Genomic DNA, 16,747 nt, shown 5'->3' with positions numbered 1-16,747 from the left:
CCCCGAGTTCCCGGTCGTCCGCGCGCAGCGCGGGCGACGCGGCGGGCGTCACGCCGCAGGCGGGGAACTCGGGACAGGCTCCAGCACGCCGCGCAGGGACTCGGGCAGCTCCCCGCCGTGCACGACGCCGAGGGTCTGGGTGGCCCGGGTCAGCGCGACGTAGAGGTCGCTGACGCCGTACTCGCCGGGCTCCACGACCAGTACGCGGTCGAACTCGAGCCCCTTGGCCTGGCGGGGGTCGAGCAGCACCAGGTGCTTGGTGAGGTCGGGCTCGCCGCCCGCCACGACGTCCGGCAGCACGGCGGCGAGCGCCGCGTGCAGCCGGCGGGGGGCGATCACCGCGAGCCGCCCCTCCTCGGGCGTCGCCGCGACGGCCTCCTCGGCCACGGCCTTCACGACGTCGTCGGCCGCGCGCGCCCAGGGGCGCACGCCCGTCGAGCGGACCGAGGACGGCGGCTCGAAGCCGGGGTGCTCGGCGCGCAGCACGGCCGCCGCCACATCCATGATCTCGGACGGCGTGCGGTAGTTGACGCCGAGCCGGGTGTGCTCCCAGCGGTCCTCGACGTACGGCGCGAGGATCTTCTCCCACGATCCGACGCCGGCCTCCTCGGCGGTCTGCGCGGGGTCGCCGACCAGTGTCATGGACCGCGTCGGCGAACGCCGCATCAGCAGCCGCCACGCCATGGGCGACAGCTCCTGCGCCTCGTCGACGATGATGTGCCCGAACGCCCAGGTCCGGTCGGCCGCCGCGCGCTCGGCGGCGCTGCGGTGGTCCTCCTCCTCGTACCAGTCGGCGACCCGCTCGGCGTCGACGATGTCGTGCGCGGCGAGTACCTCGGAGTCCTCCTCGTCCTCGAACTCGTACGTCTCGGAGCCGCGCGAGAGTTCGAGGACGCCCTGCGCGTAGGCGATCCGCTCCTGGCGCGCCGCCTCGGCCAGGGCGCGCTCGGCGCTGTCGTCGACGCCGATCAGCTCGGCGGCCTCGTCGAGGAGCGGAACGTCGGCGGGGGTCCAGTCCGCCGGCCCCGTCACGTCCCGCCGGATCGCCTTCGCGTCCTCGCCGGCCAGCTGCACGGGCTCGGCCAGGAAGTCCGCGACGAGGTCCTGCGGGGTGAGCCGGGGCCACAACTCCTCGATGGCGGCGTGCACTTCGGCGCTGGCGGCGACGCCCTTGCCGATCTGGGCGAGGTCGTCGGGACCGAGGAAGTTGGGCCCGCCGTACGGGTCGGCGCCGATGCGCTCCGCGAGCTGGGCCGTGAGCGCGTCGATGATCCGGAAGGCGAAGTGGGGGCGGGCGAGGTTGTGCGGCAGGAGCGTGTCGCGGGCCGCCTGCCGGGCCTCGTAGGCGATCTCCCAGTCGAGGATCAGGTCACCGTCGTCGTGCCGGACGACCATCGGGGCGCCGGGCTCGGGCAGCTGCTGCCGGTCACGCACGGCGAGCGCGAGGGCGTCCACCATGGCCTCGGCGCCCTTGACGGCGGCGGCGTGGGGGGTGTCCTCGGCGGTGGCGTGCACGCCGGGGAACAGCTCGCCGAGCGACGCGAGCAGCACACCGGTCTCGCCGAGCGCGGGCAGGACCTCGCCGATGTAGCCGAGGAAGGCGGGGTTCGGGCCGACGATGAGCACGGCCCGCTTGGCGAGGAGCTCGCGCTGCTCGTACAGGAGGAACGCCGCCCGGTGCAGCGCCACCGCGGTCTTGCCCGTGCCGGGGCCGCCCTCCACCACGAGGACACCGCGGTGCGAGTGGCGGATGATCCGGTCCTGCTCGGCCTGGATGGTCTGCACGATGTCGCCCATGCGGCCGGTGCGGGCCGAGTTCAGGGCGGCGAGCAGCACGGCGTCGCCGGTCGGGTCCTCGAACCCGGTGCGCTCCTCGTCACTCAGGTCGAGGATCTCGTCGTGCAGCTCGGTGACGGTGCGGCCCTCGGTGGTGAGGTGGCGGCGCCGCCTGATGCCCATGGGCGTGTGCCCGGTGGCGAGATAGAAGGGGCGGGCGACCGGCGCGCGCCAGTCGACCAGAATCGGGGTGTGCTCGCTGTCGTCCTCGCGAATTCCGATGCGCCCGATGTGATGCGCGGTGCCGCCCGCCTTTTCGGTGAGATCGATCCGGCCGAAGCACAGCGAACCGTCGACCGCGTTCAGCGCGGCGAGCAGGCCGGAACGCTCGACGACGAGGAGATCCCTTTCGAGCCGCGCCTGCTGGCCGGTGCCGACCGGTGTCAGGGCGTCCGTGACCGACTCCGCGGCGTCGCCGCGCAGTACATCGACACGCGCGTAAAGCCGGTCGATGAATTCCTGCTCTTTCTGCAATTCAGCGATTTCACGCGCTTCACGGGTTGACAAAGCGGCTCCCTGCCAGGTACGGTGTGTTTATTCGGCCCCTCGTGAGGGGCCTTTTCTGTGGGCACACAGAAACACTAAATATACCCCCTGGCAGGGTCCAATTGCACCCCGGGGATTTCACCGCCGCTATTCGGCCCGGTCACCGGCCTCCGTCACACCGGCGTGGTCAGACGACCTCCGCCAATTCCTCCAGCAGTCGCCGCTTCGGGCGTGCCCCGACCCGCGACCACACCGGCTCGCCGTCCTTGAAGACCATGAGCGTCGGCATCGACAGCACCCCGTAGCGCACCGCGGTCTCCGGGTTGCGGTCCACGTCGATGACCACGACGTCGAGCCGCTCCCGTTCCTCGTCCGCGACGGAGCGAAGCACCGGCGCGAGCTGCCGGCACGGCCCGCACCACTCGGCGGTGAACTCCACCAGGACCGGCCTCCCGGCCCCCAGCACCTCCGCGCCGAAGTCCGCGTCCGTGACGTCCCTCAGATCCGTGCTCACATCACCCTCCCAGTTCGCAGCGCGGCGACGGGTCCTCGCCCGCCAGCGCGCCCATGGCCTCTTCGGCGCGCTCCAGCTGCGCGCCGACCTTCTCCCGTACGGCGGTCAACTCGCCGATCAGCGCATCGAGTTCGCCGAGCTTGCGGCGGTACACCGCGAGCGAGGCCGGGCACGAGTCGCCCTCCGGATGCCCGGCCCGCAGGCACTCCACGAAGGGCCGGGTCTCCTCCAGCTCGAAACCGAAGTCCTGCAGCGTCCTGATCTGCCGCAGGGCCCGCAGGTCCGCCTCGTCGTACGTGCGGTAGCCGTTGCCCGCGCGCCGCGCGGGCAGCAGCCCGCGCGACTCGTAGTACCTCAGCGTCCGCGTGGACGTCCCGGCCCGCTCCGCCAGCTCTCCGATGCGCATGTCCTCGACGGTAGACGTTGACGCCGACGGCAAGGCCAGCGATTACGCGTTGCTCTGCGCGGCCGACTCCTTCTCGGGGGCGACCGACGCGCCCTCGGCGTCCGGCTCGGCGGAGGCATCCGCCTCGACAGCGGCGTCCGGCTCAGCGGCGCCATCCGACTCGACAGCAGCATCCGGCTCAGCGGCGCCGGACGGGTCGACGGCGGCGTCCGCCTCCGCCACCCGCTCTCCCCGCCGCGGCAGCAGTACCGCCACCAGCACCGTCCCGACGCCGAGGATCACCGCGCCGACGACGCTCGTGTGGGCCACCGCGTCCGAGAACGCGGAGCCCACCGCGTCGGCCATCTGCCGCGCGCCGCCCGCGAGCTGCTCGGCCTGCGCCTTGAGCTGGGCCGCCTGCTCGGGGCTGGTCGCGCCCGCCGCCTTCTCGGCGATCTTGTGGGCCTGGTCCCCGATGCCCTGCGCCACCGCGTAACCCGCGCCGACCGAGTCCTGCGCGGTGCTCAGCGCGTCGGCGGGCAGCTTCGAACCGGCCGTGTTGTCCGCCAGCCGCGACGAGTACGAGCCGGCCAGGACCGAGCCGAGGATCGCGATGCCGAGTGAGCCGCCGAGTTCGAGCGACGTGTCGTTGACCGCGCCGCCCACGCCCAGCTCCGACTCGGGGAACGAACCCATGATCGCGTCGGTGCACGGCGAGAGGGCGAGGCCGATCGCGAGGCCGAGGATGACGAGGGGCAGCACGAAGTCCCCGTACGAGGACGTGGCGTCGACGCGCGTGAGGAGGGCGAGGGCCGCGGTGCCGCCGACCATGCCGGCCGTCACCGTGATCTTCATGCCGATGCGCGGGGTGAGGTACCCCGTGAGCGCCGAGCCCACGAAGACCGCTCCGGCGAGCGGCAGCATGCGGACGCCGGTGGCCAGCGCGTCGTAGCCGAGGACGAACTGAAGGTGCTGGGTCAGGTAGTAGAAGGCGCCGAAGACCGCGAGGAAGAAGAGGGCGACCGCGAGGTTCGAGCCGGAGAAGCGGCGGTCCGTGAAGCGGCGGACGTCCAGGACCGGGCGCGGGTGGCGCAGCTCCCACAGGACGAAGGCCACCAGGGCCACGCCCGCGACGACCGCGGCGCCGATCGCCTTGGCGCCCCAGCCGAAGTGCGGCCCCTCGATGATCATGTAGACGAGGGCACCGACCCAGACGACGGAGAGCAGTCCGCCGACGTAGTCGATGCGGTGCTGGTGGGCGGCCTTGGACGGCGGTACGAGGACGAGGGCGCCGACGAGGGCGACGGCGGCCACGGGCACGTTGATCAGGAACGTCGACGACCAGCCGTGGTCGCGCAGGAGCGCCCCGGCGACCAGCGGCCCGGCCGCGATGGCGAGGCCCGCGGTGGCGGTCCACAGCACGATGGCCTTGGCGCGCTCGGCGCGCGGGAAGGTGGCCGCGAGCAGCGACAGCGTGGCGGGCATGATCATGGCCGCGCCGACGCCCATCACCGCGCGGGCCGCGATGACGCCGGTGGAGCTGTCGACGAGCGAGCCCGCGACGGCGCCGCCGCCGAAGACGACGAGGCCGAGGACGAGCGCCCCGCGCCGGCTGTACTTGTCGCCGATCGCGCCGAGCAGCAGCATCAGGGCCGCGTACGGGACGGTGTAGCCGTCGATGACCCACTGGAGGTCCGCGCTGGTCAGGCCGAGGTCCTTGGTCATGTCGGGTGCCGCGACGGTGAGCGCGGTGTTCGCCATGACGATGATCAGCAGGCTCAGGCAGAGCACGATCAGGGCCCACCAACGACGGGCGTACGGCCGGTCCATCCTCTCGACCGGTTCCTTCATGACGAGGCGCATTCCCTTGCCACCCTCCGGGGCGCTCGGCCCCCACAGTCCACGAGTCCACGTGTCCGCAGACATTGCACAGCACTGTGCAATTACACAGCACCGTGCAATTTACGTCATTGCACAGCACTGTGCAAAACCACACGTGAACGGGGTCGGGGCCGGGGTGCAGAATGGGCGCGTGACTTCAGGCCGAGCCGATACCAACCGCCGCCGCATCCTCGACGTCGCCCTCGCCGAGCTGCTGCGCGACCCCGACGCGTCCATGGACCAGATCGCCAGGGCCGCGGGCGTCGTCAGGCGTACGGTCTACGGGCACTTCCCCAGCCGCGAGGCGCTCGTCGCCGCGCTGGTCGACGACGCCGTCGTCGCGGTCGAGGCCGCGCAGACCGAGGGGCGCGCGGGCGTGAGCGACCCGGCCGAGGCGGTGGCCCGCTCACTGCTCGCCGTGTGGGAGGTCGCCGACCGCTACCGCCTGCTGGTCGCGCTCGCGCAGCGCGCCGTCACCGTCGAGGGCATCCGAGCCAGGCTCAGCCCGGTCCGCGACAGCTGCACCGAACTGCTCCAACAGGGCCTGGAATCGGGCGAGTTCATCTCTCCCCTGCCGCCGCCGGCCCTCGCGTACGTCCATGAGCAGGTGCTGTTCGGGCTGCTCGAAGCGGTCAACGACGGGCTGGTCCCAGCAGAAGAGGCGGGCCGCTCCGCCGCGGTCACCGTACTGACCGCGGCGGGCGTACCCGCCTCACGCGCCACCGAACTGGTGGCCAGGATCGACTGACCGAGGTCAGGCCTTCGCCAGCTCCTTGTCGTCGCCGCCCCGCTGCTCGGGGACGTCGGCCGCCGGGGCGTGACTCCCGTCGTCCACGAGCGTGCGCTCGTCGAAGGGCAGGTCACCGGCGAGCACGCGCTGGACGCGGTCCTTGTCGACCTCGCCCGTCCACGTACCGATGAGGAGCGTGGCGACCGCGTTGCCCGCGAAGTTGGTCAGGGCGCGGGCCTCGCTCATGAAGCGGTCGATGCCGATGATCAGGCCGACGCCGTCGACGAGCGCGGGCTTGTGCGACTGGAGTCCGCTGGCGAGCACCGCGATACCGGAGCCCGAGACACCCGCGGCGCCCTTCGACGCGACCATCATGAACAGCAGCAGGCCGATCTGCTGGCCGATGCCGAGGGGCTGGTCCATGGCGTCCGCGATGAACAGCGAGGCCATGGTCAGGTAGATCATCGTGCCGTCGAGGTTGAACGAGTACCCGGTCGGCACGGTGATGCCGACGACGGGACGGCTGACGCCCAGGTGCTCCATCTTCGCGATGAGCCGCGGCAGCGCGGACTCGGACGACGAGGTGGACAGGATCAGCAGGAACTCGCGGCCCAGGTACTTCAGGAGCGCGAACAGGTTGTACCCGGTGGCCAGGCGCAGCACCGTCCCGAGGACCACCACGACGAACAGGATGCAGGTCACGTAGAAGCCGAGCATGATCGTGGCCAGGGCCTTCAGGGCGTCCACGCCGGTCTCGCCGATGACGGCCGCCATCGCGCCGAACGCGCCGACGGGCGCGGCCCACATGATCATGCCGAGGACGCGGAAGACCAGCTTCTGGATGTGCTCGACACCCTTGAGGACCGGCTCACCGGCGCGCCCCATGGCCTGGAGCCCGAAGCCGACGAGCAGGGCGACCAGGAGCGTCTGGAGCACCTCGCCCTCCGTGAACGCCGACACGAGGGTCGTCGGGATGATCCCGAGGACGAAGTCGACGGGGCCCTCGGCGGCGTCCTTGGCCGCGGTGTGGCCGACGTCCTTCACGGCCTGCGTGAGGTGCATGCCGTCGCCCGGGTGCAGGATGTTGCCGACGACCAGGCCGATGGCGAGCGCGACCACGGACATCACCATGAAGTAGCCGAGCGCGAGCCCGCCGACCTTGCCGATCTTGGCGGCCTTGCGTACGGAACCGACGCCGAGCACGATCGTGCAGAAGATGATCGGCGAGATCATCATCTTGATCAGGTTCACGAAGCCGGTGCCGACCGGCTTGAGCTCCTTGGCGAAGTCCGGCCAGATGAAGCCGACCGCGATGCCGAGAAGGACGGCACCGATCACGGCGATGTACAGGTAGTGGGTGCGGTCTCTCTTGGCGGCGGCTGCCACCTGGGTCTCGGCCACGGGTGCCTCCTGACGACGATGTCTGGCGTACTGCGCACGCGAACCTGCACGTACGCGCCATGCGTGCGGCTCACGTCTGGCGAATCACGAGGACTATCTCCCGGCTTGTGAGGGCCGTCACCCTTCCGTTCATTTAGTTCACGCTTATACGTTCAGCTCAGACCGAGAGGCACACTGGGCCCATGCGCCTCCCCCTCCTGCCACGCGCCCGCAGCCTGGCCGGCCAGCTCTTCGCGATGCAGGTCGTCCTGGTCGCCGTCGTGGTCGCGGGGTGCGCGCTGTTCACGTACATCAGCGACGGCAACCAGGCCGAGCAGGCCGCCACGCGCCAGGCGACGGCGGCGGCCCGCGCGGTCGCGGACGCGCCCTCCGTCCGCGGGGCGATCACCGGGGGCGGCGACCCGACCCGCACGCTCCAGCCGTACGCGAGCGACGTCCAGCGCCACACCGGCGTGGACTTCGTCACGATCATGGATCCGCACGGCATCCGCTGGACGCACCCCGACGAGCGCCGCATCGGCGAGCGCTTCCTCGGCCACATCGGGCCCGCTCTGCGGGGCCGGACCTTCTCGGAGACGTACACGGGCACCCTCGGCCCGTCCGTACGCGTGGTGACCCCGATCAGGTCGGGACAGCGGATCGTCGGCCTGGTCAGCGCCGGCATCACGGTCGAGGAGATCAGCGCGCAGGCGCGCGGCCAGGTGATGGCGGTGGCCGGCGTCGCGGCGGGCGCCCTCGTGCTCGGCGGCATCGGCACGTACGTGATCAACGCCAGGCTGCGGCGGCACACCCACGGCATGAACGCGACCGAGCTCAGCCGCATGCACGCCTACCACCAGGCGGCGCTGCACGCGGTGCGCGAGGGGCTGGTGATGCTCGACGGGCAGCGCAGGATCGCGCTCATCAACGACGGGGCGCGCGAGCTGCTCGACGTCGGCGACTCGGCGGTCGGGCGCAACGTCGCGGAGCTCGGCCTGCCCACCCCGCTCACCGGCGCGCTCCTCGCGGCGGAGCCCCGCGTCGACGAGGTGCACCTCACCACCGACCGCGTGGTCGTCGTCAACACCTCCCCCGTCTCCAGCGGCGACCGGCGCGGCACCGTGGTGACCCTGCGCGACCACACCGAACTCCAGGCGGTCATGGGTGAGTTGGACTCGGAGCGGGGGTTCACGCAGGCGCTGCGCTCGCAGGCCCACGAAGCCGCGAACCGGCTCCACACCGTCGTCTCGCTGATCGAGCTGGACCGGGCCGACGAGGCGGTCGACTTCGCGACGGCCGAGCTGGAGCTGGCGCAGACCCTCACCGACCAGGTCGTCGCCGCCGTGAGCGAACCGGTGCTCGCCGCGCTCCTGCTCGGCAAGACGGCGCAGGCCAACGAGCACGGCGTGGAACTGGAGATATCCGAGGACAGCCGCATCGACGACGGTCTGGTGCCGCCCACCCTGCCGGCCCGCGACCTCGTGACGATCCTCGGCAACCTGCTCGACAACGCGGTCGACGCGGCGCAGGGCTCCCCGCACGCGAAGGTCACGGTCACGGCCCGCGCGCAGGACGACACCCTCCTGCTCCGGGTCACGGACACCGGCCCGGGTGTCGCCGACGGCCACGCGGACGCGGTCTTCCAGCGGGGGTGGTCCACCAAGCCGGCCGGCCCCGGCGGGCGCGGCCTCGGACTCGCGCTCGTCCAGCAGTCCGTCGCCCGTAACTCCGGCACCCTGACCCTGACCGAATCCCCCACGGGCGGCGCGCAGTTCACCGTCGTCCTGCCCCTCCAGCGCACGAGCGCGACCACGCCCACGGGAGGCACCGCGTGACCGATCCCGACGCCACCGGCGGCACCATTCGCGTACTGGTCGTCGAGGACGACCCGGTGGCCGCCGACGCCCACGTCCTGTACGTGAACCGGGTCCCCGGTTTCACCGCGATCGGCAAGGCGCACACGGCCGCCGAGGCCCACCGCGCCCTGGAGCGCACCCAGGTCGACCTGCTCCTCCTCGACCTGCACCTCCCGGACGGCCACGGCCTCCAGCTGGCGCGCTCACTGCGGGCGGCGGGCCATCACACGGACGTCATCGCGGTGACCTCGGCCCGCGACCTCGCGGTGGTCCGCGAAGGGGTCTCGCTCGGTGTGGTGCAGTACGTACTGAAGCCCTTCACGTTCCCGACGCTGCGCGACCGGCTCGTGCGCTACGCGGAGTTCCGGGCGGCGGCGGGCGAGGCGGGCGGCCAGGACGAGGTCGACCGCGCCCTGGCCACGCTGCGCGCCCCCGGTCCGGCCGCGCTGCCCAAGGGGCTGAGCGCGCCGACCCTCGAGCGCGTCACGCGGACGCTGCGCGCCGCCCCGGAGGGTCTGACCGCCGCAGCGGCGGCCGAGTCCGTGGGCATCTCGCGCATCACGGCCCGCCGCTACCTGGAGCATCTCGTCGAGTCGGGCCGGGCCGCCCGCAGCCCTCAGTACGGCCAGGTGGGCCGACCGGAACTGCACTACCGCTGGCTCACAGCGGTGTAGACCATTGGTCAACCACCCACTCCTGCACGGGGATTGACCTTGGTCCGACCTCGCCCGTACGTTCACCGGGCAGCCCCGCTCGGCAAGCCGGCCGGCGGCGGCCCGTAGGAGGTCGTGCCCGTGCGCCCCACCGCTCCAGTGCTCCTCAGCGCCACTCTGCTCATCGCCGCGACCGGCCTGACGGCCTGCGGCAGCGGCTCCGGGGACGACCCGGACACCGTCAGGATCTCCTTCAAGCAGTCGACCGACAACCAGATACGTGTCATGGACAAATACCTGGCGTCGATGAAGACACAGTTCGAGAAGGACCATCCGGGCAAGAAGGTGAAGCTGGTGCCGATCAAGGCGCCGGACTCCGAGTACTACACCAAGCTCCAGCAGATGCTGCGCTCCCCGAAGACGGCTCCGGACCTGGTCTACGAGGACACGTTCCTCATCAACTCGGACATCACCAGCGGCTACCTGAAGCCCCTCGACCCGTATCTCGCCAAGTGGCCCGACTGGAACCAGTTCATCGACACGGCGAAGAACGCGGCCAAGGCCCAGGACGGCAAGACGTACGGCGTCCCGGACGGCACGGACACCCGCGGGCTCTGGTACGACAAGGGCATCTTCGCGAAGGCCGGCATCAAGACCCCCTGGCAGCCCAAGACCTGGGACGACGTCCTCGACACGGCCCGCACGATCAAGAAGAAGGTCCCCTCCGTCACCCCGCTCAACGTCTACACGGGCAAGCCCGGCGGCGAGCAGTCGGCGATGCAGGGCTTCGAGATGCTGCTGTACGGGACGGGGTCGGACACGGCGGACCCGCTGTACGACAAGGCGTCCAACAAGTGGATCACCGCGGGCAAGCCGTTCAAGGACGCGCTGAACTTCGTGAAGACGGTCTACGGCGAGAAGCTCGGCCCCGACGTCTCCGACGCCCTCGACCCGAACATCGGCACCCGGGTCCGCGGCGAGCTGCTCCCCGAGAGCAAGCTGGCGATCAACCTCGACGGCTCCTGGCTCCCGCAGGACTGGCTGAAGGGCAGCGGCCACGAGTGGCCCGAGTGGTCGCAGAAGCTGGGCCTCGCGCACATGCCGACGCAGAACGGCCAGGCGCCGGGCAAGGTCAGCATGTCGGGCGGCTGGACGTGGTCGATCCCGTCGAAGGCGTCCAACCCCGACCTGGCCTTCGAGTTCATCAAGACCATGCAGACCAAGGCCAACGCCCAGAAGTGGTACATCGCCAACTCGGGCATCGCGGTCCGCAAGGACGTCGCGGCCGACCCGGCGTACGTGAAGGCGCAGCCCGGCATCAAGTTCTTCACCGACCTGGTGGCGTCGACCCACTACCGGCCCGCGTACCCGGCGTACCCGAAGGTCTCCACGGCGATCCAGGAGGCGATGGAGTCGGTCACGACCGGCGACAGCTCGGTGGAGAAGGCGGCGAGCACCTATGACGAGCAACTCAAGACGGCGACGGACGGCAAGGTGATCACCAAGTGAAGGTGGGGCGGGGCGGTGCACGCCGCCCCCTGACACGCGCCCTGCCCCTGGCCCCTTCCCTGGTCCTGCTGCTGCTCTTCCTCGCCGGCCCGATCGCGTACTGCGCGTACATCGCCTTCACGGACCTGCAGCTGACGGGCCAGGCCCACTCCTCCTTCGTGGGCTTCGACAACTTCACGGCCGCGTTCAAGGACGACGCGTTCCTGAACGCGGTCTGGCTCACCCTCGTCTTCACCGTCCTGTCCTCGCTCATCGGGCAGAACACGCTGGGCCTCGCCCTCGCCGCGCTGATGCAGCGAGCGTCGAAGACGGTCCGCACGGTCACGGGCGCGGTCGTGATCTGTGCGTGGGTCCTGCCGGAGGTCGTCGCCGGCTTCCTCCTCTACGCGTTCTTCCGCCGCGAGGGCACGCTCAACGCGATCCTGGACTGGCTCCATCTGCCCACCCAGAACTGGCTGTTCACGCTGCCGATCCTCGCGGTGTCCTTCGCCAACGTGTGGCGCGGGACGGCGTTCTCCATGCTGGTCTACTCGGCGGCGCTCGGCGAGATACCCAAGGAGATCACCGAGGCGGCGGAGATGGACGGCGCGGGCGGCTGGCGCCGCATGTGGCACATCACGCTGCCGATGATCCGCCGCTCCATCGGCACGAACCTCATGCTGAACACCCTGCAGACGCTGTCCGTCTTCGGCCTGATCTGGGTGATGACGCGGGGCGGGCCCGGAAACCGCAGCCAGACCCTGCCCCTGTTCATGTACGAGCAGGCCTTCCAGAAGAGCATGATCGGCTACGGCACGGCGGTCGCCCTGCTCCTCCTGGTCGTCGGCTCGCTCTTCTCGCTGGTCTATATGCGCCTGCTGCGCTCGGAGGCCTGAGTGTCCTCACCCCGCACCGTCCGCCACCGCCTCGCGGCCGACGCCGGACTCCTGATCGTCGCCGCGGCGTTCGTCCTGCCGCTGGCGTGGGTGGTCCTCTCCGCGCTCGACGCGCACGCGAACCTCCAGGTGAAGATCCCCGACGGCGTCACCCTGGACAACTTCGACGCGGTCCTGACCCCCGACATCACCTTCACACCGCTCCTCAACAGCCTGCTGCTGTGCGGCGGCGCGACCCTCCTGACGGTGGCGAGCGCGGCCCTCGCGGCATACCCGCTGTCCCGCTACCGCTCCCGCTTCAACAACCCGTTCCTGGCGACGGTCCTGTTCGCGACGTGCCTCCCCATCACGGCGATCATGGTCCCGGTCTACGCGCTCTTCGTGCAGGTCGATCTGATCGACACGATGCAGGGCACGATCTTCTTCTTCGCCGCGTCCCAACTCCCGTTCGCCATCTGGCTGATGAAGAACTTCATGGACGGCGTCCCGAAGGAGCTGGAGGAGGCGGCCTGGACGGACGGGGCGTCCTCGTTCCAGTCCCTGATCCGCATCGTGCTCCCCTTGATGGGGCCAGGCATATCGGTGGTCACGGTCTTCTCGTTCGTCATGATGTGGGGCAACTTCTTCGTCCCCTTCATGCTCCTGCTCACCCCCGAGCAGATGCCGGCCTCGGTGAGCATCAACGACTTCTTCGGCAACCGGGGCACGGTCGTCTACGGCCAGCTGGCAGCCTTCTCGATCATCTACTCGACGCCGGTGATCCTGCTGTACGTCCTGGTGGCCCGGCGCTTCGGCGGGGGGTTCGCGCTGGGGGGTGCGGTCAAGGGCTGACCGGCCGATCCGCATCCCGCACCCTCGCGCCCCGCACTGATCGACGGGCCGCCCGGCCGTCTCCTCAGCCGATCGGCACCGGCATCCTCACCACGTCGTACGCCAGGTCGATCGTGTCGCCCGTGGCCGGGTCGGTCAGTTCCACGCGCCAGTGGGGGGCGAACTGGTCGACGCCCTCGGCCATCGGGATCGTGCCGGAGATCAGGACCGTGCCGGGCACCAGGTCGCCGCGCTCGCGCAGGACGTCGGCCCAGTAGGCCGGCGTGAGCAGCTCGGCCAGGGTGCCGTCCTGGATCAGGGTCTCCCGGCCGTCGTGGGTCACCCAGGCGCGCAGGGTCAGGTCGTCGAGGCGCTCCTGCACGTCGGCGAGGCGCCAGGCGCGGCGGGCGAGGACGTCGGGGCTCGCGTTCTTGCTCCATGCCACGCCGTGCACCTCCAGCTCGCGGTCGGTGTGGTCGCAGGCGGCCGTCAGCAGCAGGTCGCCGTCCTGATCGACGACCAGCGCCCACTCGGCCTCGCCCGAGGTGCGCCCGTGCTGGACGCGGACCTGGTCGGTGTGCTGGGCGAGGTAGGGGGAGACGGGGTAGAGCGCGGGGGTCACGGACGGCGCGGGCACCCCCAGCTCGGCGAGTTCCGCCACGTGGGCGGCGACGTCGTCCTGGCTGCGCCCGGCGTATCCGGCGTTGAGCACCTGCACGACATCGACCTTGCGGGTGGTGCCGTCGGGCAGTTCGAAGGTCAGCAGCGCCATGGGTTTCTCCACATCGTTCGCGGTATCGGGGAGGTTAACTTTGCGCGGAAGGCTTGCGCATACGACCTGTATACAAGAAGTATGCCGGAAGGTCGACAGTTAACCTCACCCAAGGAACCTCAGGGACGGACGTCGTGAACCACACCAGCACGAGCACGGAAAAGACCCCGCTCGGCGGGTCCGCGGTCCGCCGCGCCTTCTTCGCCAGCCTGACCGGAACCGCACTGGAGTGGTACGACTTCGCCATCTACTCCGTCGCGGCGGCGCTGGTCTTCGGCGATGTCTTCTTCCCCTCGGAGGACCCCGCCACCGGCACCCTGCTGGCGTTCTCCACGTACGCCGTCGGCTACGTGTCGCGCCCGCTCGGCGGTTTCGTCTTCGGCCGCCTCGGCGACAAGCTCGGCCGCAAGAAGGTCCTGATCGCGACACTCGTCCTGATCGGGGCCGCGACCCTCGCGATCGGCCTGCTCCCCTCCTACGCCACGATCGGCGTCGCCGCGCCGATCACCCTCGTGATCCTCCGCTTCGCCCAGGGCGTCGGTGTCGGCGGCGAGTGGGGCGGGGCGGTGCTGCTGTCCAGCGAGTTCGGCGATCCACGCCGGCGCGGCTTCTACGCCTCGGCCGCTCAGATCGGCCCGCCGGTCGGCAACCTGCTCGCCAACGGCGTACTCGCCGCCCTCGGCGCCCTCCTGACGGAGGCCCAGTTCACGTCCTGGGGCTGGCGCGTGGCGTTCCTGCTCTCCGGCGTGCTCGTCTTCTTCGGCCTGTGGATCCGCGCGAAGCTCGAGGAGACCCCCGTCTTCAAGGCGATGGAGGCCGAGCAGAAGCGCCCCGAGGCCCCGATCCGCGAGGTCTTCACGACGCACCCGCGCGCCCTGGCGGCCGCGATCCTCAGCCGCGTGGCCCCGGACGTCCTGTACGCGCTCTTCACCGTCTTCGTCCTGACCTACGCGACCGGCGAGCTCGGCATGTCCCGCGGCTCCGCCCTGGCCGCCGTCCTCATCGGCTCCTCCCTCCAGGTCTTCCTGATCCCGCTGGCCGGCGCCCTGTCCGACCGCGTCAACCGCCGCGTCCTGTACGGGGTCTCGGCCGCGGCCGCCGGCGTGTGGCCGTTCCTGTTCTTCCCGATGATCGGCGGCGGGAGCTGGCCGCTGCTCGCGCTCGGCGTCGTGGTGGCGCTGGTCTTCCACTCCGCGATGTACGGGCCGCAGGCGGCCTTCATCGCCGAGCAGTTCTCCCCGCGACTGCGCTACACAGGCTCCTCGCTCGCGTACACGCTGGCCGGTGTCATCGGCGGCGCCGTCGCGCCCCTGCTGTTCACGGCGCTGCTCGACGCGTACGACTCGTGGATCCCGCTGGCCCTCTACGTCGCGGGCACCGCGATCGTCACCATCGCCGGGCTGTGCCTGGGCCGCGACGGCGACCGCAGCGACGAGGAGCTGCTGAGCGGCGAACCGGTCCGCTCCCCCGCCGCGTCGACGGCGTCCTGACTCCAGACCGCGCATTCCCGAACGCCCACACGAGGAGGAACGTCTCATGCGTATCGCGCTGAGCCAGATCACCACCGGCCCCCGCCCCGAGGAGAACCTCGCGCTCCTGCGCGAACAGGCCCGTCTCGCGGCGGACGCGGGCGCCCGCGTCGTCGTCTTCCCGGAGGCCGCGATGGCCTGCTTCGGGACCCCGCTGGCGCCGCTGGCCGAACCGCTCGACGGCCCGTGGGCCACGGCGGTGCGCCAGATCGCCAAGGAGGCCGACCTCGTCGTCGTCGCGGGCATGTTCACCCCCGCCCCGGACGGAAAGGTGGCCAACACCCTGCTCGCCACCGGCCCCGGCGTCGAGGCGGCGTACGACAAGATCCATCTCTACGACGCCTTCGGCTTCGCCGAGTCCGACACGGTGGCACCCGGGTCCGAGGTCGTCACCTTCGACGTCGACGGCACCCGCATCGGCCTCGCGACCTGCTACGACGTCCGCTTCCCCGAGCTGTTCAGGGCCCACGCCGACGCGGGCGCGGTGGTGTCCGTGCTCCCCGCCTCATGGGGCGCGGGCCCGGGCAAGCGGGAGCAGTGGGAGCTGCTGATCCGCGCCCGCGCGCTCGACGCCACGCTCTGGCTCGCCGCCGTGGACCAGGCGGACCCGGCGGCCTCCGGCGTCACCGCCGCGTCGAACGCCCCCACCGGCATCGGCCACAGCGCCGTCGTCGGCCCGGACGGAACCGTGCGCGAGCGCCTCGAAGAGGGACCGGGGCTGCTCGTCGCGGACCTGGACCTCGACGAGGTCGCCTCGGTCCGCCGTTCCATCCCGGTACTGGCCAACCGCCGGAGCCTTTGACGACGAGCCGGATGCCCGGCAGGCCCGCTATCCCGCGAGCAGCACCTTGAGCGTCGACTCCAGGTGGCTGTCGATCGCGGTGCACGCGGCCTGCCGGTCGCCGGAGGCGATCGCGTCGAGGATCGCCTCGTGCTCATGGAGCACGGACTCCTGCCGGCCGTGCTGGTTGAACAGCGCCACCACCCCGGCCCGGATCTGGCGGCTGCGGAGCCCGTCGTAGTGGCGGTCGAGCAGGGCGTTGCCGGCCGCCGCCACGATCGTCGCGTGGAAGAGGTGATCCACCGCGATGAACTCCTTGGCGTGCTCGGCCCCGCTGAGCGTGCGCTGGCGGTCGAGCAGCGCGGTCAGCTCGGACACGGGGGCGTTGCCCCCGGCGATGACCCGCTCCGCGGAGTACCGCTCGACGATGCCGCGCAGCTCCATCAGCTCGGTGATCTCCCGCCCCGACAGCGGTACGACCTGTGCCCCGCGCTTGGGGACCAGCCGTACGAGGTCCTCGGCGGCGAGCAGCAGGAGCGCCTCGCGGATCGGGGTGCGGGAGACACCGATCCGGTCGGCGAGCTCCTGCTCGGAGAGGAACTCCCCTTGCCTGTCCGGGTCCGCGAGCACGTTCTCCTTGAGAAACGCGTAGGCCTTGTCCCGTCCCGACGTCACGACTGCCCCCAGAGTTGCATACAAGGAGTATACGGATCTGGTCACCCGGAGTCCGGTCCCCGTAGGTTCCTACGA

At 71.1% G+C, this 16,747-nt stretch carries 15 protein-coding genes; 8 read left to right on the top strand and 7 right to left on the bottom strand.

Annotation, left to right across the window (positions count from 1 at the left end; translation table 11 throughout):
- Window positions 1–48: 48 nt before the first annotated feature.
- From LGI35_RS29805 to LGI35_RS29790, 4 genes are all read right to left on the bottom strand, one after another.
- Window positions 49–2,310: a HelD family protein gene (locus tag LGI35_RS29805; protein ID WP_227297284.1), complete on the bottom strand. Its 2,262-nt coding sequence runs from the start codon at window positions 2,308–2,310 to the stop codon at window positions 49–51.
- Between the two features lie 199 nt (window positions 2,311–2,509).
- Entirely contained in the window at window positions 2,510–2,836 is a 327-nt protein-coding gene (gene trxA / locus LGI35_RS29800) for a thioredoxin (protein ID WP_279348654.1), read from the bottom strand.
- Window position 2,837: 1 nt separating this feature from the next.
- Window positions 2,838–3,242, bottom strand: coding sequence for a MerR family transcriptional regulator (locus tag LGI35_RS29795; protein ID WP_227297283.1), 405 nt, complete (start codon window positions 3,240–3,242; stop codon window positions 2,838–2,840).
- A 42-nt stretch (window positions 3,243–3,284) separates the two neighbouring features.
- Window positions 3,285–5,084, bottom strand: coding sequence for a DHA2 family efflux MFS transporter permease subunit (locus LGI35_RS29790; RefSeq protein ID WP_227300585.1), 1,800 nt, complete (start codon window positions 5,082–5,084; stop codon window positions 3,285–3,287).
- A gap of 169 nt (window positions 5,085–5,253) precedes the next feature.
- Here LGI35_RS29790 and LGI35_RS29785 point away from each other — a divergent pair, with 169 nt between their 5' ends.
- Window positions 5,254–5,850, top strand: coding sequence for a TetR/AcrR family transcriptional regulator (locus tag LGI35_RS29785; RefSeq protein WP_227297282.1), 597 nt, complete (start codon window positions 5,254–5,256; stop codon window positions 5,848–5,850).
- 6 nt (window positions 5,851–5,856) lie between these two features.
- On the opposite strand, the gene LGI35_RS29780 is transcribed toward LGI35_RS29785, so the two are convergent.
- Window positions 5,857–7,233 (bottom strand): cation:dicarboxylate symporter family transporter, encoded by a 1,377-nt coding sequence (locus LGI35_RS29780; protein ID WP_227297281.1) that lies wholly within the window; start codon window positions 7,231–7,233, stop codon window positions 5,857–5,859.
- Window positions 7,234–7,415: 182 nt separating this feature from the next.
- On the opposite strand from LGI35_RS29780, the gene LGI35_RS29775 reads away from it, so the two are divergent.
- The 5 genes from LGI35_RS29775 (at window position 7,416) to LGI35_RS29755 (ending at window position 12,936) form a co-directional block, all read left to right on the top strand.
- Window positions 7,416–9,047, top strand: a complete 1,632-nt coding sequence (locus LGI35_RS29775; RefSeq protein ID WP_227297280.1) for a sensor histidine kinase — start codon at window positions 7,416–7,418, stop codon at window positions 9,045–9,047.
- Window positions 9,044–9,742 (top strand): response regulator, encoded by a 699-nt coding sequence (locus LGI35_RS29770; RefSeq protein WP_227297279.1) that lies wholly within the window; start codon window positions 9,044–9,046, stop codon window positions 9,740–9,742. The genes LGI35_RS29775 and LGI35_RS29770 overlap by 4 nt, the downstream gene beginning before the upstream one ends.
- A gap of 120 nt (window positions 9,743–9,862) precedes the next feature.
- Window positions 9,863–11,230 carry an extracellular solute-binding protein gene (locus tag LGI35_RS29765; RefSeq protein ID WP_227297278.1) on the top strand — a complete coding sequence of 456 codons (1,368 nt, stop codon included), beginning with the start codon at window positions 9,863–9,865 and terminating at the stop codon, window positions 11,228–11,230.
- The gene (locus tag LGI35_RS29760) at window positions 11,227–12,105 is read left to right on the top strand and encodes a carbohydrate ABC transporter permease (protein WP_227297277.1); all 879 of its coding nucleotides are present in this window, start codon (window positions 11,227–11,229) and stop codon (window positions 12,103–12,105) included. The genes LGI35_RS29765 and LGI35_RS29760 overlap by 4 nt, the downstream gene beginning before the upstream one ends.
- A complete protein-coding gene (locus LGI35_RS29755) occupies window positions 12,106–12,936 on the top strand; it encodes a carbohydrate ABC transporter permease (RefSeq protein WP_227297276.1) in 831 nt (276 codons plus the stop codon).
- Window positions 12,937–13,000: 64 nt separating this feature from the next.
- On the opposite strand, the gene LGI35_RS29750 is transcribed toward LGI35_RS29755, so the two are convergent.
- On the bottom strand, window positions 13,001–13,687 hold the full coding sequence (locus LGI35_RS29750; RefSeq protein ID WP_227297275.1) for a DUF2848 domain-containing protein: 687 nt from the start codon (window positions 13,685–13,687) through the stop codon (window positions 13,001–13,003).
- Between the two features lie 134 nt (window positions 13,688–13,821).
- Here LGI35_RS29750 and LGI35_RS29745 point away from each other — a divergent pair, with 134 nt between their 5' ends.
- Both LGI35_RS29745 and LGI35_RS29740 read left to right on the top strand, forming a co-directional pair.
- Window positions 13,822–15,177, top strand: coding sequence for an MFS transporter (locus LGI35_RS29745; protein WP_227297274.1), 1,356 nt, complete (start codon window positions 13,822–13,824; stop codon window positions 15,175–15,177).
- Between the two features lie 46 nt (window positions 15,178–15,223).
- Window positions 15,224–16,018: a carbon-nitrogen hydrolase family protein gene (locus LGI35_RS29740; RefSeq protein WP_227297273.1), complete on the top strand. Its 795-nt coding sequence runs from the start codon at window positions 15,224–15,226 to the stop codon at window positions 16,016–16,018.
- A gap of 27 nt (window positions 16,019–16,045) precedes the next feature.
- Here LGI35_RS29740 and LGI35_RS29735 read toward each other — a convergent pair whose 3' ends face one another.
- Window positions 16,046–16,672, bottom strand: coding sequence for a GntR family transcriptional regulator (locus LGI35_RS29735; RefSeq protein WP_227297272.1), 627 nt, complete (start codon window positions 16,670–16,672; stop codon window positions 16,046–16,048).
- Between the last annotated feature and the right edge of the window lie 75 nt (window positions 16,673–16,747).

The sequence above is a fragment of the Streptomyces longhuiensis genome, from assembly GCF_020616555.1.
Lineage (GTDB): Bacteria > Actinomycetota > Actinomycetes > Streptomycetales > Streptomycetaceae > Streptomyces > Streptomyces longhuiensis.
Note: the sequence above shows the minus strand (reverse complement) of the source record. Positions and strands in the feature narration are given on the sequence as shown.